20 protein-coding genes are annotated in these 22,438 nt (G+C 61.2%); 12 read left to right on the forward strand and 8 right to left on the reverse strand.

Annotated elements, in window-relative coordinates; all coding sequences use genetic code 11:
- Positions 1–67: 67 nt before the first annotated feature.
- Complete coding sequence (locus ACOYJL_RS09905; RefSeq protein WP_433570068.1) at positions 68–517, reverse strand: hypothetical protein; 450 nt, start codon at positions 515–517, stop codon at positions 68–70.
- Positions 518–701: 184 nt separating this feature from the next.
- On the opposite strand from ACOYJL_RS09905, the gene ACOYJL_RS09910 reads away from it, so the two are divergent.
- Positions 702–1,682 carry a YihY/virulence factor BrkB family protein gene (locus ACOYJL_RS09910; protein WP_433570069.1) on the forward strand — a complete coding sequence of 327 codons (981 nt, stop codon included), beginning with the start codon at positions 702–704 and terminating at the stop codon, positions 1,680–1,682.
- A 31-nt stretch (positions 1,683–1,713) separates the two neighbouring features.
- Here the strand turns inward: ACOYJL_RS09910 and ACOYJL_RS09915 are convergent, their stop codons facing one another.
- Positions 1,714–2,280, reverse strand: coding sequence for a TetR/AcrR family transcriptional regulator (locus ACOYJL_RS09915; RefSeq protein ID WP_433570070.1), 567 nt, complete (start codon positions 2,278–2,280; stop codon positions 1,714–1,716).
- 137 nt (positions 2,281–2,417) lie between these two features.
- Here ACOYJL_RS09915 and ACOYJL_RS09920 point away from each other — a divergent pair, with 137 nt between their 5' ends.
- The 10 genes from ACOYJL_RS09920 to ACOYJL_RS09965 all read left to right on the forward strand — a co-directional run bounded on the left by ACOYJL_RS09920 (position 2,418) and on the right by ACOYJL_RS09965 (position 13,985).
- Positions 2,418–3,179 (forward strand): SDR family NAD(P)-dependent oxidoreductase, encoded by a 762-nt coding sequence (locus ACOYJL_RS09920; RefSeq protein ID WP_433570071.1) that lies wholly within the window; start codon positions 2,418–2,420, stop codon positions 3,177–3,179.
- A 978-nt stretch (positions 3,180–4,157) separates the two neighbouring features.
- Positions 4,158–4,919 (forward strand): alkaline shock response membrane anchor protein AmaP, encoded by a 762-nt coding sequence (amaP, locus tag ACOYJL_RS09925; RefSeq protein WP_433570072.1) that lies wholly within the window; start codon positions 4,158–4,160, stop codon positions 4,917–4,919.
- 4 nt (positions 4,920–4,923) lie between these two features.
- On the forward strand, positions 4,924–5,331 hold the full coding sequence (locus tag ACOYJL_RS09930) for a DUF2273 domain-containing protein (RefSeq protein ID WP_433570073.1): 408 nt from the start codon (positions 4,924–4,926) through the stop codon (positions 5,329–5,331).
- Positions 5,332–5,370: 39 nt separating this feature from the next.
- Positions 5,371–6,042 carry an Asp23/Gls24 family envelope stress response protein gene (locus ACOYJL_RS09935; RefSeq protein ID WP_433570074.1) on the forward strand — a complete coding sequence of 224 codons (672 nt, stop codon included), beginning with the start codon at positions 5,371–5,373 and terminating at the stop codon, positions 6,040–6,042.
- Between the two features lie 3 nt (positions 6,043–6,045).
- On the forward strand, positions 6,046–7,395 hold the full coding sequence (locus ACOYJL_RS09940) for a MurT ligase domain-containing protein (protein ID WP_433570075.1): 1,350 nt from the start codon (positions 6,046–6,048) through the stop codon (positions 7,393–7,395).
- Positions 7,388–8,167 (forward strand): type 1 glutamine amidotransferase, encoded by a 780-nt coding sequence (locus ACOYJL_RS09945; RefSeq protein ID WP_433570076.1) that lies wholly within the window; start codon positions 7,388–7,390, stop codon positions 8,165–8,167. The genes ACOYJL_RS09940 and ACOYJL_RS09945 overlap by 8 nt, the downstream gene beginning before the upstream one ends.
- Positions 8,168–8,198: 31 nt before the next feature.
- Positions 8,199–9,131 (forward strand): ribokinase, encoded by a 933-nt coding sequence (rbsK, locus tag ACOYJL_RS09950; protein WP_433570077.1) that lies wholly within the window; start codon positions 8,199–8,201, stop codon positions 9,129–9,131.
- 205 nt (positions 9,132–9,336) lie between these two features.
- Positions 9,337–11,400 carry a DUF6541 family protein gene (locus tag ACOYJL_RS09955; protein ID WP_433570078.1) on the forward strand — a complete coding sequence of 688 codons (2,064 nt, stop codon included), beginning with the start codon at positions 9,337–9,339 and terminating at the stop codon, positions 11,398–11,400.
- A gap of 287 nt (positions 11,401–11,687) precedes the next feature.
- Positions 11,688–12,827 carry a glycosyltransferase gene (locus ACOYJL_RS09960; RefSeq protein WP_433570079.1) on the forward strand — a complete coding sequence of 380 codons (1,140 nt, stop codon included), beginning with the start codon at positions 11,688–11,690 and terminating at the stop codon, positions 12,825–12,827.
- Between the two features lie 81 nt (positions 12,828–12,908).
- The gene (locus ACOYJL_RS09965; protein WP_433570080.1) at positions 12,909–13,985 is read left to right on the forward strand and encodes a glycosyltransferase family 2 protein; all 1,077 of its coding nucleotides are present in this window, start codon (positions 12,909–12,911) and stop codon (positions 13,983–13,985) included.
- Here the strand turns inward: ACOYJL_RS09965 and ACOYJL_RS09970 are convergent.
- The 6 genes from ACOYJL_RS09970 to ACOYJL_RS09995 form a co-directional block, all read right to left on the reverse strand.
- Complete coding sequence (locus tag ACOYJL_RS09970; RefSeq protein ID WP_433570081.1) at positions 13,982–14,848, reverse strand: tyrosine-protein phosphatase; 867 nt, start codon at positions 14,846–14,848, stop codon at positions 13,982–13,984. The two genes, ACOYJL_RS09965 and ACOYJL_RS09970, sit on opposite strands and share 4 nt — an antisense overlap.
- A gap of 35 nt (positions 14,849–14,883) precedes the next feature.
- A complete protein-coding gene (locus ACOYJL_RS09975; protein ID WP_433570082.1) occupies positions 14,884–16,083 on the reverse strand; it encodes an MFS transporter in 1,200 nt (399 codons plus the stop codon).
- Positions 16,084–16,472: 389 nt separating this feature from the next.
- Positions 16,473–17,489 carry a hypothetical protein gene (locus tag ACOYJL_RS09980; RefSeq protein WP_433570083.1) on the reverse strand — a complete coding sequence of 339 codons (1,017 nt, stop codon included), beginning with the start codon at positions 17,487–17,489 and terminating at the stop codon, positions 16,473–16,475.
- A 69-nt stretch (positions 17,490–17,558) separates the two neighbouring features.
- A complete protein-coding gene (locus ACOYJL_RS09985; protein WP_433570084.1) occupies positions 17,559–18,440 on the reverse strand; it encodes a MurR/RpiR family transcriptional regulator in 882 nt (293 codons plus the stop codon).
- Positions 18,441–18,467: 27 nt separating this feature from the next.
- Positions 18,468–19,955: a subtype B tannase gene (locus tag ACOYJL_RS09990; RefSeq protein ID WP_433570085.1), complete on the reverse strand. Its 1,488-nt coding sequence runs from the start codon at positions 19,953–19,955 to the stop codon at positions 18,468–18,470.
- Between the two features lie 114 nt (positions 19,956–20,069).
- On the reverse strand, positions 20,070–21,539 hold the full coding sequence (locus ACOYJL_RS09995; RefSeq protein ID WP_433570086.1) for a PTS transporter subunit EIIC: 1,470 nt from the start codon (positions 21,537–21,539) through the stop codon (positions 20,070–20,072).
- A 230-nt stretch (positions 21,540–21,769) separates the two neighbouring features.
- Between ACOYJL_RS09995 and ACOYJL_RS10000 the strand changes: the two genes are divergently transcribed.
- Positions 21,770–22,324, forward strand: a complete 555-nt coding sequence (locus ACOYJL_RS10000) for an RNA 2'-phosphotransferase (protein ID WP_433570087.1) — start codon at positions 21,770–21,772, stop codon at positions 22,322–22,324.
- The last annotated feature ends 114 nt before the right edge of the window (positions 22,325–22,438 follow it).

Raw genomic sequence — 22,438 nt, forward strand, 5'->3', positions numbered from 1 at the left:
CGACTGGTACTACACAGGCATCAACCAGAGGGCAGCCTAGATGAGAAGGACTACGATAGGGACACCATCAGGCATGGGCTTTCGCTAGCCAACGCTCGTTCGTGTCGAAGGATCTCAGCCAGTTCACGGAGTAGGTGAGGCAGCGGCGCATCAGCGCAAGGAGCCGCTTTTGGGTGAACTTTATCGGCAGGGCGGAATAGATGAACTTTTTATCCTTGTCGATGGAGTTCAGGAGGTACTGGGACACGGTGCGCGTCTCGCCGAACTGCGATATCTTGATGCTTCCGCATTTCACCAGGTTGACGAAGCCGTGGTAGTACTCGTCGTTCGCGAAGAGGCTGAAGAAGCCGCGCGAGTCTATGATCTGGTTGAAGCTGAGCACCACGACGTTGCCGTTCTCCACTATCTCGCGCCAGAGCGCCTGCTGCCCGGCGACGATCTCTTGGTCGGTCTTGCGAACCGAGTCGAGCTCAAAGAGGTAGACGTACTTGCGCTGGCTGTTTGTGCGGGAAGGCATTGCGTGTCCTTTGCTGCGGGGGACGAGTTGCTGCGAGTATTTTGGCGCATTTGCCGCGCGGCGTGCCGGCGGGAGCCGCCCCTGCACTCCCAGCCCGCATTCCATTGCCTCCCGTCGTGTTAGGATTTCTGCCAAGCTTTCCTTTCTGGCGTCCGGACGGCGGTGAGGGAGGGGAGAGGCCCGGATGGATGACGGTCGAGACAAGAACGCGCAGGCGGCGCGGGCTGGCTCGGGAGCGCCGGCTCAGGGCGAGCCGGCGAGCGCGACGGAGCCGACGAGCCAGGCTGGCCAGCCCTCCTCGCGGGGCTCCTTCAAGGCGTTCGCGCTCGACTTCGCGCACGAGTTCAGCAGGCGGCACTTCAACTCGCACGCCTCCAGCGCCACGTACTTCTACTTCCTCGCGATCGTCCCCATGTTCATCTTCGCCTCAGCGCTGCTGCCGCTCACGGGGATGTCGGAGGGCGACATGGTGCGCGCGGTAACCTCCGTGCTGCCGGACAGCGTGAGCAGCCTGGCGGCCACGGTGATCAGGGAGGCGTACGAGCAGTCCTCCACGCTGATCCCCATCACGGCGCTCACGCTTTTGTGGACCTCCATCCAGGGCAACATGGTGCTGCTGCGCGGCATGAACAACGCCTACCAGGTGCCGCACGAGACGCGCCCGTACTGGAAGCGCCTGCTCATCGCGTTCTTCTGGATGACGCTGCTGCTCGTGGTGTTCCTCGTGCTGCTGCTCCTGGTCTTCAGCGGGGCCATCCGGTCGTTTTTGAGCACCTACCTTCCCGACGTGTCGCTGCGCTTCGTCAGCCGCTCGCGCGTGTGGGTGGTCTGCTTCTTCTTCATCGCATGGCTGCTGGTGGCGCTCTCGTACTGGCTCATGCCCAACCGCAAGCACGACTTCCTCGACCAGGTGCCCGGCGCTCTGGTGACCACGGTTGGCTGGTGCGTCTTCTCGGCGTTCTTCTCCATTTACGTGAACGGCGTGAACAAGTTCACCACCTTCTACGGCAGCCTCGGGACGCTTGCCATCGCGCTCTTCTGGATGTACTGCTGCTTCTACATCCTGCTGGTGGGCGCGTTCGTGAACTGCTACTTCGAGAAGGACATCCACCGCGCGACCGAAAGGCTGCGGGCGCGGCTGCACCTGCGCAGGCGGGGGCGGTAGGGTCGGACTGGGCGCGCGAGCGAGCCAGCCGTCAGTTGCGCGCGATGCGCTGGTCGCTCTGGCCGACCATGGTCGAGAGCGAGAAGATCGCCTCAGCCATCTGGCGCGGGCTGTAGGTTTCCTCGTCCTGCAGCCAGTCGTAGATCATCTGGTAGGTTCCCGTGCAGGCGTAGCGGATGTAGAGCCGATGGCGTCGCACCCGCAGGCTGGACTGGGCCTCTTCAGGCGGGATGTTGTGCTGCTTGAGGTAGAGCCTCTCCGACTCTTTGCATACGCCCTGGACAATGCGCCCGTTTTTGTAGAGGACCTCGAACAGCCTGCGATTGGCGCGGATGTACTCGAGGTACTTGGTCAGGAGCTGCAGGTTCTCCGAGCTTTTCTCCGCGGTGAAGTAGGTGACGTGGGAGAGGAAGTCGCCCTCGAGGTCGTCGACCACGTCTGCCAGCGATTCGTAGTGCGAGTAGAAGGTCGAGCGGTTGACGTCTGCGTGCTCGCACAGCGCCGTGACGGTGATCTTCTCGAGCGGGCGCTCTGACATGAGCTCCACGAGCGCGTCCTTGAGCGCGGACTTGGTGAGCCTGACCTTCCTGTTTTCCATCGAAACAGACACTTCCTCACGTTTCGTTGCGTTGGCAACAAAAGTCATCGAGCTGTTCGTTGATGCAGCTCGGCAGCCCTTTCTAGACTACATGACGAGAGTGGATTTTCTTACGGACCATAAAAGATTGGAGCATCATGAAGGACTGTTTTGACCTTACCGGTCGCGTTGCGCTGATCACCGGAGCGTCCTCCGGTCTTGGTCGCGAGTTTGCCAACGCCCTTGCCAGCAGGGGAGCAGACGTCGCGATTCTCGCCCGGCGCAAGGAGAAGCTCGACAAGGTGGCCGAGGAGGTCGGGGCCTACGGGCATCGCGTGCTGCCTATCGTCTGCGATGTCACCGATCACGAGGCCTCTGCCGCCGCCGTCAAGCGCGCGCACGATGAACTGGGTGCGATTGACATCCTTATCAACAACGCCGGCACCTGCGACGTGGTGCCAACCGAGGAGATTACCGAGGAGCGCTGGCACAAGGTCATTGACGTCAACCTCGAGGCCGTTGTGTTCATGACCAAGGCGACCATCCCGTACCTGAAGGAGAGCAAGCACGGTCGCATCATCAGCATTGCGTCCATGTACGGTCTCCGTGCCAGCGTAACGGCTCCGATTCCCGCGTACTGGGCATCCAAGGGGGCCATTCCGCAGCTCACGCGCGGCTGGGCTTGGGAGCTCGCGCCGTATGGCATCACCGTCAACGCCATCGCCCCCGGCTTCTTCCTGTCCGAGCTCATGCCCGGCGATGATGCTACCTACCAGCAGCTCGTTGACGCGCTGATTCCGCTTAAGCGCATCGGGCACCCCGAGGAGATGGACGGTCTGGTGACGCTTCTGGCCTCCGACGGCGCGAGCTACATCACCGGTCAGACTATCTCCATCGATGGAGGCAAGACCGCCATTTAGGCGGGCGCGCCCCAGTGGCGGCGTGCCCGCCGCAGCGGCGTTCCGAGAGGCTTTCTGCGCCGGCATCGGCTTCATCCGCGAGGACGTGCGTCCTAGCTTGGTGGGGCGGTGCCGGCGCTGTTCTCTTTGCGGGCGACTGTACGTACAAGAGTGTTTTTCACGGCATTGGAGCTATTAATTTCACAATGGTGTTTAGGTCTGTCCCCGCTGCTGGTGGTCTGGACAAGATTCTAACGATTCCTCTTTCCTTCTTCAGGCGGACTCTATATTTGTTTCCGGCCTATGTGTTGTGATTCACTTAGCAGTACATAAGTGGTTTTCGATACACGAAGTAGAGGAAATCATGTCTGTGCGCTATCGAATCGGCATTGATGTCGGGCTCCGTTCAGTAGGTCTATGCGCAGTTGAGATTGACGACTTGTCGGATAATCCCCTCAGCGCGATACCCACGAAGCTCTTGTTGGAAATCACTCCCATTTGCAGATGATAGACTGAGTGTTAAGGGTCATCCCCGTATGCGCGGGTTGGAAATCACTCTCAAGCACGGTTGAGAAGATAGACGACGGCCTATTGCTCGCTATTAATTCTGAATCTCGGCTATTTGTCAGATAGAAAGAGGAATACAAGCAGAAGTCGTCCCTTATTATCAGAACCATGCCGGTTTTACATGGGGGCATGCTGACTCGTAAGCGTGCCGGCTCTGAGTGGCGTTGCTCACGTCGTATTGATATGCTTGCCCCTGTTGTTTGCCGTCGTTCGTGACGTTTATGACGTTCACCTGTCGTTTGCACTCGTTCGTGACGTCTGTGTCGCTGTTCTGCCGTTCTTCTTCTGAAACGTTTCCTGTCCCGCCTCTCCTCAAGTAACAGTCGCCGCAAAGGGTGCCGACGCGGGGAAATGTGCACCCCTCAAGGGGTATCCTCATAGTGTTCCGTCCGCTCCGGCGGGCGGCGGTGCTACGCGATCGAGGGAGACAGCATGGGTGGTTTCAAGCGCTTTTGCATGTTCATCTTCTCGCTGTCAGGGCTCTTGTGCCTGGCGGCGCTTGCCCTCACTTGGGTGGGGCCGTGGACTGACCAAGCAAGCGCCCTGATGACGGTGGACGAGTACTTTATCACGCTTGAGGTGCTGTTCTGCATCACAGTGCTCGGGCTTCTCGTCATGCTCTTCCGCTCGATCTTCTCGCGCAAGGTGCGCACCATCGAGATCACTACGGTCGATGGCGGCGTCATCTCCGTCTCGCGCGACGCAATCGCCTCGCAGGCAAAGCACATCGTCGAGGCGGACGGGACTTGCACCGCCAGCCGCGTCACCGTCAAGGCAAAGAAGCGCGGCCACGTGCGCGTGCACGTGAAGGTGCTCCCGCACGAGAGCGTGGACGTCGTCCAGAAGGGCTCGCAGCTTCATGAGGAGCTGGCCACGGGGCTCGTGGCGGTCTGCGGGGACAAGCTTGAGGACGTGAGCCTTGAGTTCGTGGTGCCCGAGGAGGTCACCTCTACCGAGGCCGACGCCGCTTCCCAGGACTCCGGCGACATCAGCGTCGAGCCGTCCTCGTACGTCTCGTATCCTTCCAGCGACGCTGGCGAGGAGGACGACGCCTACTCCGACTCCACGATGGAGACGCTGCCTGCCACCGATGCCGACGCCCAGGGCGTCCCTGCGCCCCAGTCAACGGGCGAGATAACGGTTCCCATGGGGTCCTCGCGCGATTCGGCATCTGACCAGAGCAAGGAGGCCTAGCGACATGGCCGACGAGACAAAGAAGGCTCCCCGCGCGCGGGTTGAGCAGGAAGAGGGGCCTCGCCAGAAGCAGGCTGAGCAGAGGTCGGAGAATGCGGAGCCTAGGCCTGTCGAAGGCGGCGCGGCGGGTTCTGCGCCTGCGGTCAATGATGGCTCCAAGCAGGCAAGCGGCACCGTGCTCGAGCGCTTCTCTGGATGGCTCACCAAGAGCTTCCCCGGTCACGAGAACGCCTTCTTGGGAGGCGTCTGCGGTCTTGTCGTCGCAATCTTGATCGCGGCGATAGGCTTCTGGTGGACCCTCTTGGTGGCTCTTCTGGTTCTTATTGGAGTCGCGATTGGCCAGCAGGCCGACGGAGACCCCAAGATCATCCGCGCAGTAAGCAAGTTCTTCCATGACCGGAAGAGCCAATAGGAAACTTGAACAATCCGCATCCGAATAGAGGAGCTAAACATGCCAGCAAACGAAAAAGACGCAACAACGTACGATGTAGCCCCTACGCATGTGGAAAACGCCGACGCCATGGAGCTTGAGGGCGACGGCGGCCAGGAGATCGACCTCGCCGACGACGCTGACTCTGAGGACTCCCTCACGTTCTCAAATGGAGTCATCGAGAAGATCGTCGCCATCGCCATGCGCGACGTCCCCGGCGTGGTGGGCATGAAGGGCAGCTGGTTCAACCGCGTGCAGGACGCGTTTGGCGCCTCCGACTCCACAAAGGGCGTCACCGTCGAGGTCACGCCCGACAGCGCCGTCAAGGTGAACGTTTCAGTGCTGATTGAGTACGGAGCCTATGCGCCGCAGGTGTTTGAGGACGTCAAGCGCGCCATCGTCAAGCACGTTACGGGCATGACCGGCCTTGAGATTGCTGGCGTCAACCTTCGCATCGAGGACGTGCTGACCCCCGAGGAGTACTCGCGCCAGAGCACCGCGGCCAACAACACCGCGGCTGCCCCCGCGGAGGGCGAAGCAGCCTCGACTGCCACGCCGACCGCCTCTGCCGACTCTGACGCCGCCGAGCCTGCTCCCGCCGCCGCGCCATCGCCCCAGAAAGGCGAGCCGTCCAAGCCCGACACAGATTCCGCGACCGCTTCCAAGAAGAGCGCCGTCGCCAAGGAGGGCTAACGCATGAGCTTCAGAAGCTCCGTCGCCGTCGGTCTTGGCCGGGCAACAACATGGGCTCTGAGGTCGGTCCTGCATCGCTCCGCGTCCCAAATGCCGGGTCGCGTCGCCATGGCAATCGACCCCACAGTCATATCCGACCTCGCCGGAAAGGTGGGGGAGGGCTCCGTTGTCGTCTGCGGAACCAACGGCAAGACCACAACGAACAACATCATCGCCAACGCCATCGAGCGCTCCGGTCGCACGGTGCTTTGCAACAGGGCTGGCGCCAACATGGCGCCGGGCGTCGCCGCGGCTCTTCTGCCTGGGTCAAGGGCGGACGTCGCCGTGATCGAGGCCGACGAGCTCTCGACGCCTGCGATTCTCTCGCAGCTGCATCCGCGCTACCTCGTGCTTCTCAACCTCTTTCGTGACCAGCTCGACCGCGCCGGGGAAATCGACCGCGTGCAGGACACCATCGTTAAGGCGCTCGCCTCTTCTCCCGAGACGAAGCTGCTCGTGTGCGGCGATGACCCGCTCTCCATGGGCGTTGCCGTCCGCGCAAAGGCCCAAGGCACCGAGGTGCTCTCGTTTGGCATCGGCGAAGACCTGCACCTGCCGCCCGACCGCGTGCCCGAGGCGCGCTTCTGCCAGGTGTGCGGCGCGGAGCTTGAGTATGACTACCGCGCCTACGCCCAGCTGGGCGCGTTCCGCTGCCCCAATGGCGACTTCGCGCGCCCGAAGCTCGACTTTGTCGCCACCGGCGTGGTGGTCGACCCCAGCGGCGTGTCGTTTGAGGTGTCGTTCTCGGACGGCACCGGCGGGCACGTGAGCGCTGGCTTCGGCGGCGTGTACATGGTGTACAACCTGCTCGCCGCGGCGTCGGTCTCGCACCTGTTCGGCGTCTCGCCGGAGCAGTTCCAGGAGGTGCTGAACGACTACCATCCCGAGAACGGACGGCTTCAGCACTTCTCGATCGGCGGGCGCGAGGTCATCTTGAACCTGGCGAAGAACCCCACGGGATTCAACCAGAACATCTCGCTTCTGCAGACAGACACCCGCGACAAGGCCGTCATGTTCGTGATCAACGACGACTTCAACGACGGCAAGGACATCTCGTGGATCTGGGACGTCGACTTCGAGCGCTTTGCCGACGACCCCAGCCTGATCGCCTTTGCCGGCGGGCACCGCGCCAACGACGTGCAGGTGCGCATGAAGTACGCCGGCATCAAGGCGCCGGTTGTCTCCAGCGTCACCGAGGCGCTGGGGCGTCTTGGCGACACCCCGCTCAACAGGCCGCTCTACGTGCTTTGCAACTATTCGGCGCTCTGGCCGGCAAAGGCCGAGCTTGAGAAGATGGGGGCGCGCCATGTCTAGCACAGCCGACCACTTTGGCGCAAAGGCGTCCGGGCGCACCCTCAAGGTGGCGCACCTGTATCCCGAGCTGCTCAACCTCTACGGCGACTCCGGCAACATCCTGTGCCTGCGCAAGCGCATGGAGTGGCGCGGCATCACGCCGGACATCATGGAGGTGCACGTAGACGACAGGCCGACGTTTGCCGACGTGGACATCGCCTTCATCGGCGGCGGCTCAGACCGCGAGCAGAAGATCGTGTGCGACAAGCTGCTCGCCGAGCGCGACGAGCTTGCGGCGTTTGTCGAGGACGGCGGCGTGCTTGCTGCCGTCTGCGGTGGCTACCAGCTGCTTGGCTCGAGCTACCTCATGGCTGACGAGAAGGTCGAGGGCCTCTCGCTCGTCGACCTCTACACCGACCACGACGACCCGCGCCTGATTGGCAACATCGTCGTCGAGAGCGAGGTCTCGCCGCAGCCGATCGTGGGCTACGAGAACCATGGCGGCCGCACGCACCTGGGCGAGGGCGTCAAGCCGCTGGGTCGCGTGCTCTACGGTCACGGAAACGACGGAAAGACCGGCTACGAGGGCGTTCTCTACAAGAACGTGCTGGGCACCTACGTGCACGGCCCTCTGCTGCCAAAGAACCCCGGCGTGGCAGACTGGCTCATCTCGCGGGCGCTCGAGCGCAAGTATGGCGACGGCTCGCTCGAGCCGCTGGACGACACCGAGGAGCTCGCGGCAAACAAGGTGATGTACGACCGGCTGATGTCTGGCCAAGTCGAGGAGTCGTAGCTGCTGGCGCTCGCCGGCGAGAGGAGCAAGGATGGGCAAGGTCGTTGTGTTCGGGTCGCTCAACATGGACCTTTCCGTTGAATGCGACGCATTTCCGCAGGCTGGCGAGACGGTGCTTGGGCGCGGCTTTGTGAGCACGCCGGGCGGCAAGGGCGCAAACCAGGCCGTCGCCGCCGCGCGCATGGGGGCCACCACGCACATGGTGGGAGCCGTGGGCAAGGACTCGCTGGGAACCAAGATGCTGCAGTCGCTGGTGGATTCCGGCGTGCTTCTCGAGCGCGTGCAAGCCATGTCTAACGTGCACACCGGCACGGCCACCATCGTGCGCTCCCACGGCGAGAACCGCATCGTGGTCGACCCGGGCGCCAACGCGCTCGCGCAGGTTGACCAGGTCTGCCATGCCATAGAAGACCTGGAAGGGGAGGGCAACGTCTTCCTGACCCAGCTCGAGTGCAACCTCGCGACCACGCTCGACTCGATTGCCTATGCCAAGGAGTTTGGCTTCTACACCATACTGAACGCGGCGCCTGCCTGCGAGCTGCCCTCCGACATCTACCAGTTTGTCGACCTGATCTGCGTGAACGAGGTGGAGTGCGAGGCTCTTACCGGAATTTCGCCCGACACCGAGAAGGGCTGCACGCACGCCCTGATGAAGCTGAGCGCTCGCGGCGTGAAGACGGTCATCATCACGCTGGGAAGCCGCGGGTCCGTTGCCCTTTCTGGCGACGAGATGACAAACGTGAGCGGCTTTGAGGTCAAGGCCGTCGACTCCACGGGCGCAGGCGACGCCTACCTGGGCGCTCTTGCCGCATGCGTGGCGTCTGGCAGCAGCGTTGAGGGCTCGATGCGCTTTGCGAGCGCTGCCGGCGCGCTTGCCGCAACGCGCGTAGGGGCCCAGGCCGCCATGCCCACGCGCAGCGAGGTGGAGGCGTTTCTCGTCCAGCGTGAGCAGCGCGACGCCTAGATCGTGGAGCGCGGCGGCGGACAGTCTGCGTGAAGCGTTTGTCTGGCAGGCTGGAACCGACAGCGTATGTGTTAGTCTTTCGAGACGGGGCTCGGCCGTAAGGGTCGGTCCCGTCTTCATTCAGGCCCGTGATGTGCCCTTGGCCGCATGGGAATTGGCGGTCGAGACGTACGGCCGCCCCGGTTCTGGAGGTGGCTGAGGCTTCGTGTGGGTCTCGTTTGCGCTTGCTATTCTATTTTTGGTGGTCATTCTCTACGTGCCCGGTCTTTTGGCGCTGAGGTCGCTTGGTCTTTCATGGGGCGATTCCATATGCGGAGCTCCAGTCTATGGCGTTGCCGTTGTCGGCATCAACAGCATCGTGGCGTCGCTTCTCGGGGTTTCCGCGTCTTGGATTACCGTCGTGGGGCCGGGCGCTGTGGTGGCCATCGTGATGTATTCTGTGCACGCGCTTATGCACAGAAGATCGGGTGCCAATACCCAAAAGAGCAAGGTCTCCGCAAAGCCGGCTGATGAGCTTCTCGCCGTTTTGGCATACGTGTGCGTCGGGATCTTGGCTACGTTTCTGCTGTATGTGCTGTCAATGCAGTCCCCTGACGAGTTCTTGCAGATGTACGACAACACCTTCCATTTGTCTCAGATTCGGACTTTTGTCGACAGAGCCGACTTCATGCCCACCGGATCGGCGTACTACCTTGCGAATGAGGAGCAGCCCTACTTTGTCACCTCCTCGTTCTACCCGAGCCTCTATCATTCTCTTTGTGCGCTGTCGGTACAGGTGGCCGGCATCTCGGTCATGGCCTCTGAGAATGCCGTGAACATCGTGACCTGCGCATTCGTGTTCCCCACGTCTATGTGCTGTCTGGTTCGCCACCTCTTTCCCGAGAATCGCCTCTGCATTTTTCTCGGGGCAATCCTTTGCGTTGCCTTCACTGGCTATCCGTGGTGCTTTGTCGTTTGGGGGCCGCTGTATCCCAACTTGGTGACAAATGCCCTTGTGCCAGCCGTGATGACTGCCTTCATAGAGCTCACGCGCATTGAGTCGACCGCCCGCGTCCGCGTGCGCTCGCTTGTAGAGTTTTTCGTCGGCTGCGTCGCTATCGTTTTGACCCAGCCGAACGGCATATTCACCATGGCGGCAATTCTCGCCGCCTACCTTGTTTGGGACGTGGCGGGGCTTTGCCGCCGTGCTCGCGAGAACGGACGTCGAGCGCCGCATCCCGTCCTCGGCGGCACGCTCACGTTCGTGCTAGTTGCTGCCATCTGGTTGGGGTGCTGCGCTCTGCCTGTCATGCGGTCTACCGTTACGTTTGACGGCTGGACAGCGACTTCGGGCATGAAAGCCGCGGCGGTCTCGGTCCTCGACCTGTCGATGCAGATGGGTGTTCCCCAGTACCTTCTCGCCGCGCTCGTGATTGTTGGCGCAATCGTGGCGCTCTGCGACAAACGGCTCAGGTGGCTGCCCTTCTCGTACGCCTTCTTGGCCATTTGCTACGTGATTGATGTGTCGCGCGACGGAATACTCAAGCACATCTTGGGAGGGTTCTTCTACTGCGACCCGCACCGTCTTGCAGCGAACCTCACGATTGTCGCCATTCCGCTTTCGGCGCTGGGCTTTGCCTGGCTGGTTTCCGCGTTGAAGAAGCTGCTTTCTCGCAGGGGAAGCCATGCTCGCAACAACGGCGCGCTTCCCGAGGTCCTGAGCTCAGCGCTGATTCTCGCGGTGGCGCTCGACGCATATTTCCCGCTCTACTTGCCCGGCAATGCTCGCAGGAACACGAGCACGCCGTTCGGCTCCTTGGTCAACACGCTTGACTACGAGTGGCATGACGAGAGCAACCGAGTTCTTACGGACGAAGAGCTTGCCTTTGCTCGCAAGGCAGAGGAGCTTGTCGGCGAGGACGAGCTGATTATCAACTCGCCGAACGACGGCAGCGGCCTTTTGTATGCCCTCGACGATGCCAACCTCTTCTATCGTCCCTTTGCCGTTGCGAGCAAAGAGAACGAGGAGGAGGCAAGCTGGACCATTCGCCACAGCCTGAGCAGCTACGGCAACAGCCAGGAGGTCAAAGACGCCGTCGACAGCCTTGGCGCCCATTACCTGCTTGTTCTTGATCAAGGGTCCGACGATTCTACGGGCGAGACGCGCGCTCGGCTGTGGAGCTACTATCCCGACCAGTGGGAGGGCATCGAGAGCGTCTCTGACGACACCCCTGGCTTTACCGTGGTGCTCTCAGAGGGGGACATGCGGCTCTACAAGATTGGGGACTAGTCGGTGGCTTGCGCGAGCTCATCCTCGATGGTTGCCAGCTACTTGGTGCACATAGTGGTTTTCAGGCCATGGAGCGGACGGCGCGGCTAAACTGCGGTATTGTTTCGCTTGCGGTCCCTCGCTTGCGACCTCTCGCCCTTAAAGGCACTGACTTCGCGAGACACCGCTGATATGGTAGATGGAGCACTGGCGAAGCCTCGCCAGCGTGCCTAAGATGTCGTAATGCGTAGCATCTCGCGCCGTCGGCTACTTTCTGGCGGTGGAGTCTAGAAAAAATGGAGGTTCTTGTGAGCGAGACTGCACCAATGGTTTCCGTGCTTATCCCTATTTGCAACGTCGAGAAGTACCTTGACCAGTGCTTGGGGTCTCTGAAGGCCCAGACCTACACAGATTTTGAGGCAATCTGCATCAACGACGGCTCCACTGACTCCTCGGCCGACATCATTCGCTCCTACGTCGACTCCGACCCGCGCTTTCATATGATCGACAAGGCCAACTCGGGCTATGGCGACTCCATGAACAAGGGCCTTGAGCAGGCGCGCGGCAAGTACATCGCCATCCTTGAGTCCGACGACTTCATGGACCCGGACGCGCTCGAGTACATGGTCGGAGAGGCCGAGCGCCAGCAGCTGCAGATTCTCAAGTGCAACTTCTGGCTGTATTGGTCAAAGCCCACGGCCGACCACACCTGGCGCCACAACCTCTACTTTGAGCTGGCCACGCCCGAGATGATTCTGATGGGCCCCCACGCACCCATCGACTTCCCGTCAATCTTCTGGGCCAAGGCGTCCATCTGGTCGGCGCTTTACCTTCGCAGCTTCATCGAGGAGAACCACATCCGATTCCTCCCCACGCCTGGCGCGTCTTTCCAGGACACGAGCTTCACGTTCAAGGCGTTCTCTTGCGCGAAGCGCCTAGCATATTCGGGCCGCGCATTTCTCCACTATCGCCAGGACAACGAGAAGTCGTCCATCAATTCGCCTGGCAAGGTCTTCTGCCTGTGCGACGAGCATGCCGAGATGAAGCGCTTCCTTGACCACGATCGCCCGGACCTGAAGCCCGCCCTCGACCCGGTTCGTGCGTACGTGAAGTACCTCAACTACCGCTGGAACTACGAGCGCCTGTCCGTCGAGCTCAAGCCGCAGTTCTTGGAGCGCTTCTCGCAGGAGATGCGCGAAGAGGTCGACCGCGGGTGCATTCCGGCCAAGCCCTACAAGAAGCGTCTTCCGCTGGGAGGCGCCGACTTTGGCGACTTCAGGTATTTCGACGAGACCTCGATCCAAGAGGTCCAGGACATCATCAACGACCCGAGCTTCTTCGCGGCGCACGAGGCCAGCAGGACCAGCCCAAGCAAGATCGAGACGTTCAAGAACTATTGGAACGCGGGCGGGCTTCGCTACGTGATGCACGTCTTTGACATTAAGTAGCTGGCAGGCGCCTTTCGGCTGCTGCTGGCCGCGCTCTGTTTGGGTTCCGTCTTTCTGGCATCTTTGCAAAGGGGCAGTTTCGTGAGTCGCATCTCTGTGGTCGTACCTTGCTACAACGTTCAGCAGTACCTCGATTGGAGCCTGGGGGCCCTTGAGGACCAGACGTTCGGCGACTTCGAGGTCATCTGCGTCAACGATGGCTCGACCGACGATACGCTCGAGGAGCTCCGGTCGTGGGAGGCGCGGGATTCTCGAATCCACGTGGTTGACCAGCCCAATAGGGGAGTTTCCGCAGCTAGGAATAATGGCATCAAGCATGCGACGGGCGAGTTCCTCTTTACGCTTGACGCAGACGACCGCTTTACTCCCGATGCGTTCCAGACCGTGGTCGACCGCTTTGACGAAACCGGGGCGGACATCGTCACCTTTGGCGGAATGCTTTGGCCCGAGGGAGCGCAAGACCCCTGGAGCGAGGACATGCTCTCGCCCCGCGACGTTGTCTACGATGAGTTCTCGACGGACGTCCTCTTTTCTGAGAAGTCGTGGCCTTACGCGTGGAGGACGGCCGTCCGGCTTTCTTTCATGCGCGATGCCGGCGTTCTTTTTGACGAGAGCCTCCGCTTGGGCGAGGACACGCAGCTGCAGTTTGCGCTCTATCCGCGCGCCAAGAAGATTGCCTTTTCTTCTGCCAAGCTCTACCAGTATCGAGTGACGCGCGACGGCTCGGCCATGTCTTCGGCGCTCACGGACAGGCACGTGATGATGCTCAAGCACGTGGGAATTGTCGACAGCATCCTGCGCGACTGGGAGCGCGGGGGCTTCATCGAGGGTAACGGTCCCGATATTATCGGCTTTGCCATGCGCTTCGTCCAGCGCGATGCGCTGAGGCTGAGCGACGACGAGTACCAGGAGGTTGCCCAGGCGCTGCTCAAGGTGCTGCAGAGGTACTGGAGCGCAGAGGACGTCAGGAGCATGGAGCCGCGCGGGCACTTGTCGCAGGCAGAGAAGGACATGGCGCTGACCACGTGCTACCGTCCCAGGGCGAGCAAGCTTACCAGAAGGTTTGCCCTATACGAGAAGGATGCCGAGGAGCAGGGGAGGCGCGCGGCGCTCAAGATGCTGCTTCATACCGTCCGCAAGGAGCTGCCGACCCGCTAGTTGCCCTGGCGCCCCATGAGGTGCTCGCGAACGGCACGGATCTGCTCGGGCATCAGACCGCATTCAAGCAGGTAGTCGGCAGGGGTACCGTAGGCCTCGCAAAGGCGAAGGTAGACCGTCTCGATAATGTGCTTGAACTGGATCGTGCTGTTCCACGAAGGCTTTGCTCCCTGCCAGAGATAGGCGTCAACGGATTCCTTGCTGCCAAAGGAATAGATATAGTCAGCGATGATGTAGTGCTTGTCGATGCCCGCGGCGCCTAGCAGCAGCATTGCCGTAATGCCCGTGCGGTCCATGCCGGCTGCGCAGTGAAAGAGCACGCACTCGTCGTCATTTGCCTCGGAAAAGAAGGTAAAGATTTGGCGGACGGCTTCGTGGTTGCCCAGCATCCGCAAATATCCGCTGGTCAGGTAGTCGTCTTTGGAAGAGACGCGGTCGAGGCGCTTGTCGTGCAGGTTCTGCCCGTAGAGCGGGATGTTTACGTAATTGATTTTGGACGAAGAGGCAAGGCGGTCGGGCTCGCGATCCACCTCGTACTGGCTGCGTAGGTCAACCACGCGCCTAACTCCGTATTTCAGCAGGTAGGAAAGGTCTTTCCCACGCAACATTGATGTCGAGCCGGAGCGCAGGAAGCGGTGCGTCAGCGTGGTTCCGCCATCAGGAGTGGGGTAGCCGCCCAGCTCGCGGCAATTCTCGGCAACGGGAAGTGTGACGCCGCCGTCAGGGATTGGGAGCGGCTGGCCGTTGGCGTCTGTGAGGGGCGCAATGTTGGCTTGGGCGCTCGAGCGGTGACCATTCTCGCCATTCGCCTGCGAGCGACGAGGCTCCTTACCGAACTTGTGGAACAGCTTGCCCAACGACATGGATCCTCCTTTGCCGCCCGCTGTTGTGTGGGCTTTTACGAGTTTAGCGGAGTGCGGCGACCAAGGGCGTAGGTGATGGCAGAGAGGGCCGAAGCTACAAGCGCCAATATGGCGCCAACGGCTCCGAGCTGGGCTAGGCCCGCTGAGGAAACGACGGTCCCGCCGACGGCCGTGCCAAACGAGATGCCCACGTTGAAGGACATCGGCTCGAGGGAGCTTGCCAGCGTGAGCGCTTTGGGGTGGCGGCGGCGCGCGACGGCCATGAAGAGCGAGATGCACGAGATTGAGAAGGAGTACATCAGAAGGGCCATCACGAAGATCAGGATGATTGCCTCGGGCATTGCGGGTCCCACAAGGTAGATTCCCATGAGGGTTGCCGCTTGGAGGATGAACGTTACGACGAGGGCGCGGATGCCAAAGCGCGAGTCGATCCAGCCACCGAGCAGGTTTGAGAAAAACGTTACGGCTCCGTAGGCCATGAGCGTGGCGCTTGCTTGCATGGTGTCCATGCCCAGGATGTCCTGCAGGTACGGGGTGATGTAGCCATAGAGCGTGTAGATTGAGCCGACGCCAAAGACGAAGATCAGAATGCCGGAGATGACGCAAGGCTCGGCGAGGAGGCGTGCCTGCTCGCCAAAGGTGGCGGGCTCGTCGGTGGCGCCGGTGCGCGGCATGAGCGCGATGAGTGCCGCACAGGTCGCGACCGCCATCACGAGGGTGCCGTACATGGCGTAGTGCCAGTCCAAAGTGTCGGCTAGGATTTTGCCGACAGAGGTCACGATGATCATCGCTACTGAGAAAGCGGCATAGACGATCGAGAGAACGATGGAGGAGCGCTTGGCGTCGACCAGCTCGGGGATGAAGGTGACGCCGACGGCTAGCAGTGCGCCGGAGACCGATCCCAGAACAATTCGGGCTGCCAGCAGGACCTCAAAGTTTTGCGCGAGCGCGCTCACGATGTTGCCGATGCAGAAGATCGCTGCGTAGGCTACTAGCAGCTGGAAGCGTCGGAAGCGTCCCGTTGAGAGGGTGAGCAACGGAGTTAGCACAGCATATGCGAGGGAAAACGAGCTGATGAGCTGCCCTGCCGTCGAAAGAGAGACGTTGAAGTCCGCTGCCAGCTCGCTTTCGATGCCGATGACCACGAACTCCGAGCAGCCAAGAGAAAATCCAAGCAATACAAGGAGCGCGACGCAAAGTCGCGCCTTACCAGCGCTGATTGATGTTGATGACATGGTGCCCCAGACGAATTTTTGCCTATTGCCGCGTGCAAGGGTACCACGCGCCGCCAGGCGCGCTCGCGGTGTCCTTGTTTGCCCTGGAATTGGCCATCAGCGTAGCCAATCGGCATGGCGGCACTGCACCGAACTCGCCTTAGTGCAGACTTTTTCTTCCTCGCTGCACCGAACTCGCCTTAGTGCAGGCCCTTGACGGGGCTCTGGCGGAGCATCGTTTCTTGAAAGAAATCGTGTAACCCATCTACCTGCGGAAACGTAGCTTGCCATTTTCGTGTCGAGTCAAGTGGGCGGCGCAAGCGCTTGGGAGGGCCTGCACTAAGGCGAGTTCGGTGCAAAGGACGGAAGATTTTTCGCACTAAGGCGAGTTCGGTGCACGAGCGTCCTCCCTAGTGTCCGTTGAGTTCTCTAAGCGCCTCGCTTGCGAGCTCCGGTCCAAACAGCTGCTCGCGAAGATTACGCCGAAGATCCAGCGCATGGCTGGAAAGCGCGCGCCTCCTGAGCCCAAGCGCTACCTCAAGCTCTCTCAGGTAGGCGTTGAACGCAGAGTTGCTTCGCAAGATGCCATTCGTTAAGACGAACACCCGATATCCCATAGCTTCCAGAGTCTGCCGCCTGCGCTCGTCGGTCGTTTTGGCGCGTGAGGTCAGGTGGTCCTCGTCGCTGTCGTATTCCTGCGAGACCTTTTGCCTGGTCCAGCAGAAGTCAGGGGATATGGTGCTCTGACCTGCCAGGCTCTTGTACTCGTCAGGCACGTGGATGGGCTCGTTCATCACAAACCCGCCGAGCTCGGCGCCACCTTTGCGCCTAGAGAGCTTCATGAACACGGCGACGTCCGTTTCGCGCGGGGAGTTTGACCCGGGCGTCGCGAGCTCGAGCGCATGGCATGCCCTTGTTGCGCCTCGGACGCCAGCCGCCTTGGCCGCAAGGGCATACTCTTGAAGCTCGGCATACGAGACCAGGGGCTTGATGTCCTGCACGCGGCTTTCGTCTGCCCAAGGGGTAAGGCCGTAGGTCCCCATCATCTCGTTGGCCACTTGCGCAAGCTCTATGTCTGTCATGACCATGCCCAGCTGGACAAATGTGGCTGGCATTTCATAGAAGCTCACGCCTTGCCCCATTCCCAAGAGGTCGCCTCGCTTGGTGACTCCCGACCAGACGTGCTCCTGCGCGGAAACGAGGCTCGTACGCTTGCCGATTGAGGGCACAACAATATGGAGGGGCCGGTCGGCGTTGCAGCACCTGAGGGCAAAGCCCACGCGCTCGGGGACTGGCAGCTGCTGCGAGCCAAAGACGTGTCCGTCCGTCGCAAGCGCGGTGCCGTTGTCGCCCAAGCCCGCGGCCCTCACCGTGCGCCAGAATGACAAAGCTGACTCAAAGCCAACAAGAAGCTCCCTCTCCGCCATAGGCACCCCCTCCTTGGTGGTACCTAAGCTACCCAATAGCTCGACCTCACAACGGCAGATCAAGCAATCTTACAGGGAGCTGCTAAAAGATTCCGAGCGGCCATCGCGCGCCGCGGCCTGAGAGCCTATCAGCATGCAGAAGAAGATCATGGAGTACTGCGGCTCCAAATAGAGGGGAAGCTTGAGCGACGACCACGTGGGAAGCAGGATTACCTGGTCGCAGAGCTTTCGCAGGGGGTGCTTTTCTGTGTTCGTGATCAGGGTGATGCGCGGCCGCCGCTCTGGCTCGATGGTCGACGCCGTCACCAGAAGCTGGCGGAACGTGTCGTTCTTCGACGAGAAGATCACCACCTCGTCCTTGTTGGTGGTGCAGTGCAGGGTCTCGACGTCGTAGCCAAGCTCGACGTAGTGAGCGGGCATCGTGTCCTCCATAAGGCGGCCGACCAGCATTCGGGCGGGAATGCTGCTCTGTCCGCTTCCCAGCACGTAGACGTTCGTGGCGGCGGACATCTGCTGGTAGAAGTTTCGGAAGGTCTCTGCGCCGACGCTTTCGTATGTCGCCTCCATAAGCTGGTTGAGGCAAGCTCTGTAGTCCAGCTGCTGGTTTGACTGGTCGCCGAACCTTCGAAGGGTCAGCGCCTTGTGGAGCTCCATGCGAAAGTCCCCGTAGCCCGCATAGCCAAGCTTCTTGCAGAAGCGGCTGACGGCGCTCTGCGACACGCCATAGCGACGGGCGAGCTCGTTGCTCGTGCATCCAAGGATTGCATCGGGGCTCTTTTTCACGATGCGCCCCACCGCCTGCTCCGCTGGCGTCAACGAGTCCTTGTGGAGCTCCATTTGGTCAAAGACATCCATCAGGAAGTCCCCTCGACGTGATTCCTGCTTGTTTCCGGCGCTGCCGGCGGCGCCGCAGTTGCCGCTGCGATGGGTGCCGAGACCGGCGTATTCCATTATTGTCCAGCTTTCCGCGGCGTCAAATCACTGCAGGCAGAGGCGGTCAATCCACGCGAAGAGATCGGCGAGGTCATAGTCTCCGCTGTGGGGAAGCCCCCAGGGAAGCGCGAAGTCGACGTCCTTGCCCGCGTCCATCAGTTTGAGGGCAAGAATCGCCGGGATGGAGAGCGAGGTGTCGCGGTCATGCGAGCCATGGCGAATGCGGAAGTGCTGCGCGCATCCGGGCGAATCCACAAAGCTCAGCGGATTCATCATCCGGACGATTTTTGGGTCCGCGAGCTCCGCGTCAACGGTGCTGTGCTCCTGCGAGAAGGCGGTGAAGTGGCGCGCGTAGACCCGCTCGTCGCCAAACTCCTGGTTCTCCGGCGTCCCGAGGTCAAGCCCGTCGAAGGCGGGGCAAGGCTTCATGCGCGTAATGGACCTTACGAATGCAGGCCAGTCAAGTCCGGTTACCTGCCCATTCTCAATGGAAAGGCAGCTTTGACGGTCAACGTTGGCGCCTTCGGTCATGAGCGCTGCCAGCCGCGTCTCGGAGTCGCGGGTGTCAAGCTCCCTTTGGGCCGAGGCACAAAGAAGCCCCGTCAGATAGTCGAGAAACGCCCCCGTCCCGTCCTGCGCCAAGGTGAGCGCCGCGCCCGACTCGTCGGTAAGCCCCAGGCTGTTCACGTAGGCCGGGAAGGCGTCTGCGAGCTCCTCGGAAATCGCCATCTGCCGCGGCGTGAGCACGGAGTCGTCGCTCAGCTTGACCACCTTGCCGTCCCGCTTGCGAAAATGGGTGAAGTGGCAGTCGGCGATGCCCCTGAACTGCCATTCGTACGCGGCGTCGGCGTGCTCAAGGTTGTGGATAGGGCAGTAGCAGCTTGCTGCGAAAACGGCGTCGGACTCGTCCATGATGGCGTCAATGCGCTCGAGCTCGCTGTCGTAGAGGTCCACGTCGCCAGACGTTCCGGCAAGCGCCGAGTGCGCGCCGCCTGCCGAGGTGCCGTTTGTGACAATCCTCTCCAAGGAGCCAGGGATCGCCTCGCGGTTGTGGCGCAGAAAGCGGATGCCAGCCTTCAGGTCAACGATGAAAGCGGGCGCGCGGCCAACAAGGCGCCCCGTCGCAGTCGTTGCGCTCTCGGTCGTGCTGCCCTCGAAGAACTCGCTCGAGGCCTCGCCTGACGTGCGCCCTCTCACGCCGATTCCTGCCACCACATAGCCGTGCGCCAGAGCCTCGAAGACAGAGTTCGTTGCGCTGAAGCGCCCCGGTCCCGGCGTTGCCGCAGGTCCGGGAAGGTAGCCGCCAACGGTGCTCGGCACAAAGACCGGAGCCGTGTGGGAGGTGTAGCCAGAGACTGACCCGCCAACGAAGTACTCCTCGGGAGCGTAAATGTTGATGCGCTGGATGGGGTCGAGGGGTCGCGCGCAGTAGGGGTGGTTTAGAAGTGCGCGAATCCGCAGGGTGCGCCCGTCAAGTGAGAAGGTCATGGGCTTGAAGTCGTTGGCGGAGATGGTGAGCGCATTGTCAGTCATGAGGTTCCTTTCCAATGGGGCCGACCAAAAGGCCGGCCCCGCTAGCATACGTTCTTGGCGCGAAGGTTTTGCGCGACGCGCGGGCCAAGGCGATCGCCGCGCCCGGCAGAAGGACTACTCGCCGATGACGCGCTTCTCGGCCTCGAAGTCGTACGCGAACCACTGGATGATGAACGTCGCGACCATGCCGACTGCGATGCCGATGCAGCAGTTGATGAAGTTCGTCGGGTCACCAGAGGGGTCGACGTAGTTGGCAAGCCCAAACAGGCCGGACCCGCCGAAGACGTAGATCTTCCCCTTGAGCGCGCCGATGATGGCTCCACCGATGGCGCCGCCCAGGATGTTGATGGCGTAGGGCTTCTTCAGAGGGATCAAGATCGAGTACATGAGGGGCTCGCCAACGCCCATGACCTGCGAGAGGAACGACGGCAGGGCAAGGTCGCGAACCTTCTTGGAGCGGGTGCGAAGCGTGATGCAGAGGCCCTGTGCCATGCCGATCATGGGACCGATTCCGCCAGCTGCCATGACGTAGTCAAAGCCGGCAAGGGCGATGTTGGAGAGGCCGAGGGAGATGACGACCCAGTGCAGGCCGAACATGACGAGGACGCCAAAGCCGCCACCGATAAGGGCGCCGCCGATAAGTCCGCCAACAAGGCCGGCGTTGAAGAGCGCGGAGATGAGCATGAAGATGACGCCGCAGATGCCCTGGACGACGGGGCCAATCACGAGGTAGGTGACGGGGACGCTGATGGCAAGAACCAGAAGCGGGGTAAGGAGGTCGCGGATCATCTCGCCGAGGTGCTTCTTGAAGAAGTGCTCGAGCTTGGACGCAAACCAGACGGCAATCATGATGGGCACGACGGAGGAGGTGTAGCCGCTGCCGGGCATGATCACGGGGATGCCGAAGAAGGTGTTGTAGTAGTCCATCTGGAACGGGGTGCCCTCGAAGAGGGACCCGGCAACATCAAGAGTTGAAGCGATGTTCACCATGTCGGGGTAGACCAGGGCGGCGCCGATTGCGGCTCCGAGGAACTCGTTGCACTTGAAGTGCTTGGCGGAGGTGTAGCCAAGCATGATGGGCAGGAAGTAGAAGAAGCCGTCGCCGGCAGCGTACATGATCATGTAGACGCCGGAGGTGGTGTCAAGGACGTTGAGCGCCGCAAAGAGGGCGGTTAGACCTTTGATGATGCCTGCGGCCGTGAGGACGGGCAGCGTCGGCATCAGGATCGAGGACATGACTCCCATGAGCCTGCTGACCGTGTTGTCCTTCTTGTCGTCTGCATTGGCAAGGTCGTTTTGGCCGGGGTCGGGCTCGACCTCGCCTTCGCCCTTGATGTCGTACTGGTTGAGAATGGCGTCGTAGACGCTCGTGACCTTGTTGCCGATGACAACTTGGTACTGACCGCCGGCCTGGATAACCGTCATGACCCCGTCGGTGCTCTGGAGCTTTTCGGTATCTGCCAGCTTGGGATCTGCCAGCGTAAAGCGCAGACGCGTCACGCAGTGGGTGAGGCCACGCACGTTCTGGACGCCCCCGACGCCTTCGACGATGGTTTTGGCCAAAGCCTCGTAAGAATCTGCCATCTTCTCTCCTTCGTCCTTGGTACACAGCCAGTGTTGGTGAACAGCTGATTCACTCTCTTGTGAATGAAAATAGAATAACAATTCAACAATTTTTGAATCATTGACTCAATTTCAGCGAACGGCGGCTTTCTTCGGGCGAATGGCAAGGGCTGAAAACGGTGGCAAACAGAGAAGTTCCTCCCGCATGCGTGTTACCGTTTGACGTGGATGGCGAGTGAAGGGACGCGACCATGGACTACATCGCTCTGAGCAAGGAGGTCTCCTACGCGCTGCGCCATGCTCCCGAGAAGTACGGCCTTGTGCTGGACGAGCAGGGGTTTGTTCCCATAGATCAGCTGCTGTCGGCGCTCAACAAGGAGGGTCGCTACGGCCGTCCCGTGACGGAGGACGACTTGGCAGAGATGATTGCTCGCTCGGCCAAGGCGCGCCACGAGATGCGTGACGGGAAGATTCGCGCCCTGTATGGCCACTCCGCTTCGAAGCACGTGGTAAAGGAGCGCACAACCCCGCCGCCCACGCTCTATCACGGGACCGCGCGGCGTTTCCTCGACGCCATCATGGCTGAGGGGCTCAAGCCCATGTCGCGCCAGTACGTGCACCTCTCCGTGGACATAGAGACTGCCGTGAGCGTTGGCATGAGAAGGGACTCGCACCCGGTAGTGCTTGTTGTAGATGCGGCGACTGCCTCCCGTGATGGAATCAACTTTTATGTCGGCAACGACAAGGTGTGGCTTGCGGACCCCATCCCGGCACGGTATCTGTCAGTGCTAAGAAGGGGAAACTGAAGCGACTCCCTCCACCCGCGCGCACTCGTGCTACACTCAACCACGTAAAACGGGGAGCTGGGGAAAGCCTGGCTGAGAGGCGGCGCGCGCGTCGCGACCCGAAGACCTGATCCG

The organism is Tractidigestivibacter sp., from assembly GCF_050946515.1.
Lineage (GTDB): Bacteria > Actinomycetota > Coriobacteriia > Coriobacteriales > Atopobiaceae > Tractidigestivibacter.